Source organism: Microcoleus sp. S28C3 (assembly GCF_036700785.1).
In the GTDB taxonomy this organism is placed as follows: Bacteria; Cyanobacteriota; Cyanobacteriia; order Cyanobacteriales; family Microcoleaceae; genus Microcoleus; species Microcoleus asticus.
Genome location: NZ_JAUBPO010000101.1, coordinates 20,967 through 27,403, shown reverse-complemented (window position 1 = coordinate 27,403; position 6,437 = coordinate 20,967). Strand labels below are relative to the sequence as shown.

At 44.6% G+C, this 6,437-nt stretch carries 4 protein-coding genes; 1 reads left to right on the top strand and 3 read right to left on the bottom strand.

The genetic code is table 11. The annotated features are described in order from the left end of the window. Nucleotides 1–129: 129 nt before the first annotated feature. The 3 genes from QUA13_RS25175 to QUA13_RS25165 form a co-directional block, all read right to left on the bottom strand. Nucleotides 130–339, bottom strand: coding sequence for a hypothetical protein (locus QUA13_RS25175; protein ID WP_333131523.1), 210 nt, complete (start codon nucleotides 337–339; stop codon nucleotides 130–132). Next, a complete protein-coding gene (locus tag QUA13_RS25170; RefSeq protein ID WP_445242745.1) occupies nucleotides 336–2,516 on the bottom strand; it encodes an ATP-binding protein in 2,181 nt (726 codons plus the stop codon). The genes QUA13_RS25175 and QUA13_RS25170 overlap by 4 nt, the downstream gene beginning before the upstream one ends. A 169-nt stretch (nucleotides 2,517–2,685) precedes the next feature. Continuing rightward, on the bottom strand, nucleotides 2,686–3,672 hold the full coding sequence (locus tag QUA13_RS25165) for an AEC family transporter (protein WP_333202970.1): 987 nt from the start codon (nucleotides 3,670–3,672) through the stop codon (nucleotides 2,686–2,688). Between the two features lie 213 nt (nucleotides 3,673–3,885). On the opposite strand from QUA13_RS25165, the gene QUA13_RS25160 reads away from it, so the two are divergent. Then, complete coding sequence (locus tag QUA13_RS25160) at nucleotides 3,886–6,417, top strand: VWA domain-containing protein (protein ID WP_333202968.1); 2,532 nt, start codon at nucleotides 3,886–3,888, stop codon at nucleotides 6,415–6,417. Nucleotides 6,418–6,437 lie beyond the last annotated feature (20 nt).

Here is a 6,437-nt window from a genome sequence, read left to right as displayed (position 1 = left end):
TTTCGTAGGAAAGATTAGCTATTTGACGGAGACAGCATTTTTCAAATAATGGAGATAATCGAGTAGATTTCTTGATATCTAATTTTTCGGCCTGTTTTTCAGTAATTATTAGTTCACCAATACAGCTTTTTACTGTGCGGGGTCGTCCTTGTTCTGTTCCCGTTGCTTGTTTGATAAAAAAAAACCGATTTGTGGGCCCACTTTTTCCAGCCATTGTTGCCTGAGATGCTTTTCAATATTTTCCAGACTGGTCAGTTCACTTGGGGGTGTATTGTTATACAAAATTTTAGCAATTTCTGCCGTACAGGATTGCAACCGCTCTAGTTCTTCAGGGGTCATGGCTCTTGTTTTCGACTTTTTTTGACGCTTTTATTGATTTTAACTATTTTACGCTTATTCGGATATTTACAAAACCGGGATGCTCCCTTCACCACCTCCGAATTTTCGGCCTCCTCCCGTCTTTCTCGCCCCATATAAAACTTGTAGACTTCACTTTCAGGCAAAATTAACCCCTCTTGCAAAGCCTTCCACAAATCCGCCGCCGTTTCCGTTTCCAATTGCTGGGAGACAACTGCCAAAGTCCCCAAATCAAACTGATTCCCCACACAAGCAGCCAACTTCAACACATTCTGAGTCCCTGGCGGCAATTTTTGCAACTGCAACGCCATAAACTCGACCACATCATCCGTCAGCGCTGCCTCCCGAACTCGCACAATATCGCACTGCCAATAACCAGCAACCCGGTCAAACTCAATCAGCCCATCCTGATGCAGTGCTTTGAGAAACTGCGTTGCAAAAAAGGGATTTCCTTGGGTTTTTTGTGCCGCCAAATCAGCCAAAGGTCTTGCCCAAGATGGATCGCAATTGAGCGTATCAGCAACCAAATGATTTAGACTTTCGGAACTCAACGGTTCCAGCGTCAGAGTATTCACCGTCGCCCCAGCTTTGACCGCTGCATCCAGTGTCAGCATCAACGGATGTGCTGCAAACACTTCATTATCTCGGTAGGCACCAATAACTAATAAATAGCCGGTTGCTGACTCGGCAACCAGCAGTTGCATTAACCGCAGCGAGGCGGAATCAGCCCACTGCAAGTCATCCAAAAACATCACCAGGGGATGTTCTGGTTTTGTGAACACGTGAATAAAGTTTTGAAACAGCAAATCAAACCGATTTTGGGCCGCAGTTCCTGATAATTCTAGTGCGGGCGGTTGTGGCCCAATAATTTTTTCTAGTTCGGGAATTACTTCAATAATGACTTGTCCGTTATCGCCCACTGCTTGCAATATTTGAGTTTGCCAGTTTTTCAACTGCTGGTCACTGGCGCTCAACAATTGTCCCATTAAATCTCGAAATGCTTGGACAAAAGCTGAGAAAGGAATGTTGCGGTTAAATTGGTCGAATTTGCCTTTGATGAAATAGCCGCGCTGGCGGGCAATTGGTTTGTGAACTTCATTGACAATTGCAGTTTTCCCAATCCCAGAAAAACCCGCGACTAACATTAACTCACAGCCTCCACCCTGTTCTGATGGCTGCTGGGAAAAACCTGCTACTCGATCGAATGCTGCCAGTAATTGGGCAACTTCGGTTTCGCGGCCGTAGAGTTTTTCGGGTATGAGGAAGCGATCGCCCACATCCCTCTGCGCGATCGTAAAACTCTCTATCCTACCGTTTTCTTCAAGTTGCTTCAAACAAAATTCTAAATCGAATTTCAGTCCCAACGCACTCTGATAGCGGTCTTCGGCATTCTTTGCCATTAATTTGCTGACAATCTCCGAGAGGACGGGCGGGATTGCGGGATTGATTTCATGCAGTGATGGCGGTTGCTTGGCAATATGACAGTGTACCAATTCCATCGCATCGTTGGATTGAAACGGCAATTGTCCCGCCAGCAATCCGTAAAAAGTCACGCCCAAAGAGTAAAAGTCTGTCCGGTAGTCAATCCCCCGATTCATCCTTCCCGTTTGTTCGGGAGACAAATAGCCGAGTGTCCCTTCCAGCACGTTAGGATTCATCAGGGTTTGAGTTTCCCTTGGCAGCAAAGATGCAATACTAAAGTCAATGAGTTTGACTTGTTTTGTTTGCGGATTAATTAAAATATTGGCTGGTTTAATGTCTTTGTGAATTATCCGGTGGCGGTAGAGTATATCTAATGTATTGCTCAGGTCGATCGCTACTTGCAAAAACTCGCTCAGAGTCGGGGCCGTTTCCCCTTGTTCCATCCATTCATTGACAGAAATTCCCCCAAAGTCTTCCATTACCAGCGCATAGCTGTTGTGGTAGGTTTCCAAGCTGTAGGTTTCGATGATTCCGGGCAAGTTGAGGTTTTTGGCGATCGTGTACTGATTGCGAAATTGCACCAGTTCGCTGAAGCTGGGATACTCGTTCCGCAAGACTTTGATGGCTACGGGCTGTTTGTCGCCAGTGCGGAAAGCTCGATAAACTAGGGTGCGAGTTCCTGAGTAAATGCGATCGAGAATTTGATAACCTGTCAAGGAAAAATTTATACTTGCCATACTTTTATTCTTCCCGTCCTCAGCGGGCTATTTCCACATTAGCAGAAGCCAATACAGTTTCCAAGTCCCGTGATTGTTATTTTAAATCAAGATGACATATATCGCTCAATGTTTGTGATGGGGATCACTGAAGTAAGGAGCGTTTTAAAATGAGCAATTATTATTTTTATTAATAATTAAATAGCCTCATCCATATAGGAATAGTGAATAATAAACTAACGCAGCCGAGGCCGATCGCACTTACAGCTAATTCGCGATCTAGATTAAAAGCTTCGGCCAGCAATGTAGTACCAAAAGCAGGAGGCATTGCCATTTGCAGCACTAGCACAAGTCGCGGCGCACCCGCGATCCCAAAAAACGTTAATCCCGTGCCAATTACCAAGGGAACTAACAGCATTTTAATCGTCAGACAAGCCAAAACTTGTTTGAGGTTGTGTAAGGAATTCAACTTGCTCAACTGCATCCCGATCGTAATTAAAGCTAAAGTAATTACAGTCCAAGCGCCTGTTGTTAACAATTCTGTGATTTGTGCCGACAGCGGCAAGCTGCGCGAGACAAACCCTATACCAAAAGCCCACAGTGCCGGATTCATAAAAATTGCCCGCACCGGACCTAACCAACTCTGAGGGCGATCGCTTTTACCGCAGTGAGAAGCAATAGCAACTCCCAGTATATTGATTCCCATCGTAGTGCCTAGCAAGTCGTAAAACAACGCCCAGGCAAAGTGTTCCGACCCTAATAAGGACAAGGTGACGGGAATGCCTAAAAAACCCGTATTACCCACCATCGTTGCCAATAAGAAGCTGCCTTGAGTGGGCAAACTCCAAGCGCTGGTGTGTTCCGGGCTATTTTGGGCGATCGGATTAAGAGTCTGGAAACGTTCCTCGCCGACACCGAAAATTATCAAAATCCCAGCGAGTCCTCCACCTGCTAGAATTGCCGCCCAAGCTATCAGCGGCGCCATCCAAATAGCGCCCGACAAATTGGCGCTGCGGATAAAAGCAACAATGCTCAATGGCGTGCCAAAGAAGAAAAGAAACTTGGCTAAATATGTAGAATAGCTTCTCGGTAGTAGGCGGCCGAGAAAAAATCCCAACGCCACCCATCCGATCAGATTTATATAAAGTTTGAGCAGCGGATTTTCTAAATAAAGCATGATTGACTAAATATTTACTAAACGACTTACGCAGATCCATTACTTTTGCCAAAACAGCCCACCTTTACCCTACCGCCGCACTTTTTCCTGGCACCGCAGCGCTAAATATTAATGCTTATTCAGCTTCGCAGATAATTTTCCACACAGGCCTTGACATCCCCAGAAACGCGTGTCATAATTATGTTGAGGAATAAATCAACATAGGTTAAAACTATGGCACGGCAAGCAAAACAATCATCTCAAGTCAAACGTTCCAGCAGCCAAGCAGCCTCCAATACTCGCACCAAGTTTACCCTCTACAATTTTGCCGGAAACGCAAAGGCATTCTATCTAGTCGATCGCATTAATTTAGAAAGAAAGCCCAGTGATATCCCAGAAAAATCCGTCGCTCACAGCATCATCATCATCGACCGTTCCGGCTCAATGTATTATGACTTAGAACCGCTGAAAGAAACCCTAATCAAGCTTTTGACCTTAGACGAATACAACAATTACCAGCTAATAGTCAGCCTGATTTCCTATGCTGACAAGGGGGACGTAATTTGTCACTTCCAGCGAATTCCCATTCAAGAAGTGCTGAAGTTTGACTCTCTATACATCAAAGAAATTCAAAAAATCCACACGGCTGGCTGTACCTGCATATCCCAGTCGATGCAACTCGCTAAATCTCTGGTTAAAGCGGGAGAAATGACAGCGATCAATTTGCACACAGACGGCTATGCAAATGACCCAAGTGCCAATTCGGAGGCTGCAAAACTAGGGGAAATTTGCGAAGAACTAAAAGACATGGATGTGTTTGCCAACACGATATCCTATGCCTCTGCTGACTTCAAGCTTCTATCGAAAATCGCCAACACATTATCGGGAAATTGCATCCGCGCTGGCGAAGTCAAAACGGTTTATAATGCTCTTTACGACAGCACAAAACTGTTAGGCAGTTCGGTTGCACCTGCGCTGGAAGAACCGTTAATTAAGGAGTATGATTATCAAGTTTTTGTTTCCAAAAGCGGCAAGAAAATCAACGGTTCATCGAGCACTCTGAAAATCTGCGGGCTGAAAGCAGAGGATCGGGGACTGTTTTACAAATATCAGAAAGTCGCCAAAGATGAGTATGAGAAACTAGATGTTCCCGTTGCTCAAACTGATGAGTCGGTGTTCGCTTTTGCGAAAGCTAACCTCGCTGACGGCAATTTAAATAGGGCTAAGTATGCGCTGGCGAGTACCTTCGACGCTACTTTGACGGAAAAACACGCGAAAGCTTTGACAAATGCCCAAATAGCAGAGTTTACGGAAGATTTGGAACAGGCTGTTTTTGCGCCTGAGGTGTTGAAAAATCATGAAATTGGCGATCGGGTAAAAGTCAGCGAGAAAATTTCCCTGCTGGAGTTGATCGAGATATTGGAGGAAAATAGCAACAGCATCATCATCAATTTGAAACACTTGCAAGAAAATTATCAGCGGAAAGGTTTGAAGCGAATTGAGGGAAAACGAGACGAAAACGGCAACCTTGTCAAGCCTTGGCTGAAAACTGAATTCTTAGATGGTGGCGAATACGTGCAAATGGGTTCATTTGCCATCAATCAAAATACCGCTACCATCAATATGCTGATTACCCGCAAAGCTAAGCTGGTAAAAGTTGAAGATGAAAGTTTAATCGCAGAAGTGGCGGGAATTCTAGTTACAGACCTCAATACTTTCAACAATTATACCATTGTCAGCGACGGCGAAGTTAATATTAAGTCGCTGCGAACCAAAATCAGCAGCAAACCAGTGTTTGATTTGCTCAAAAAATGCGGTGTTCTTGAAAAAGACGGTTCGCCCGTGCAAGAATTTGACTTCCGTTCCGAGTACGATATTAAGTTAGAGACTTTGCCCCTAGTGCCTTTTGACGGACGTTACGGCAGCCTTGACGGAGTGTTTGAGGAACTCGCAGAAATCAAAATTCTCTCTAGCATTCTCTCGGCTCATTTGAAGGAGGAATCCGAGGCTTACACTGCGGAACAATTGGAAGAATTGAAACAGCATTATCTGTCAAAAAGCCTTTACATCAACTTTCCGACAACGACTGAATACACAGATTTAAAAAGTGCGATCGCCAACGGTTCAGTAGATTCGCGAGTCAGCTACAAAATCGACATCGGCAGCAAAAACATCCTCAACTTCGGCAAATTGCACTCGGCCAACAAATTTCTCGATCGCCTTTATGAAGTTTACCACAAAAATACGGGCGAAAAGCTAGCAAAACCGACATTTGACATCACGTTAGATGAGCCTGTTGTATTCGCATACAAAACGCTGTCATCCCGAACAAAAGTTACTAAAGTTGACGACTTGATGAGACTGATTTTCGATGAGTTTTTGGGGTTGGAGGATAACGGAATTGTTAGCGCTACTTTAGCCAAAGTGGGTGCAGATAGTTTGCTGCGCCTTTTGCAAGCGAAATGGCAGGGAGAAGATGTCAAGCGAGAGGAGTTTGTCGCTGCTTTAGCTAATGCGAATGAGCGACTCGAAGCTTATGCCGAAAAAGTGTACAGGGAAAAAGTTTCACCGCTGGTTTTCTATATCGGTTCTACCGGACTTATCCCAGATGAAATGGAGGCAAAAGCGGCGACTGCTGAGGAAATTAATTCTAAATACGGCAACTTGCAATTTTCTAAAGATGAGCAAGAGGGGATGTTTTTTGAAGTCGGCGACTGCATTATTAGCGTGTATGCTAAGAATGAGTATTTCACGGTAGAGAAGTAGGAATTAGGTGGGCATTATTT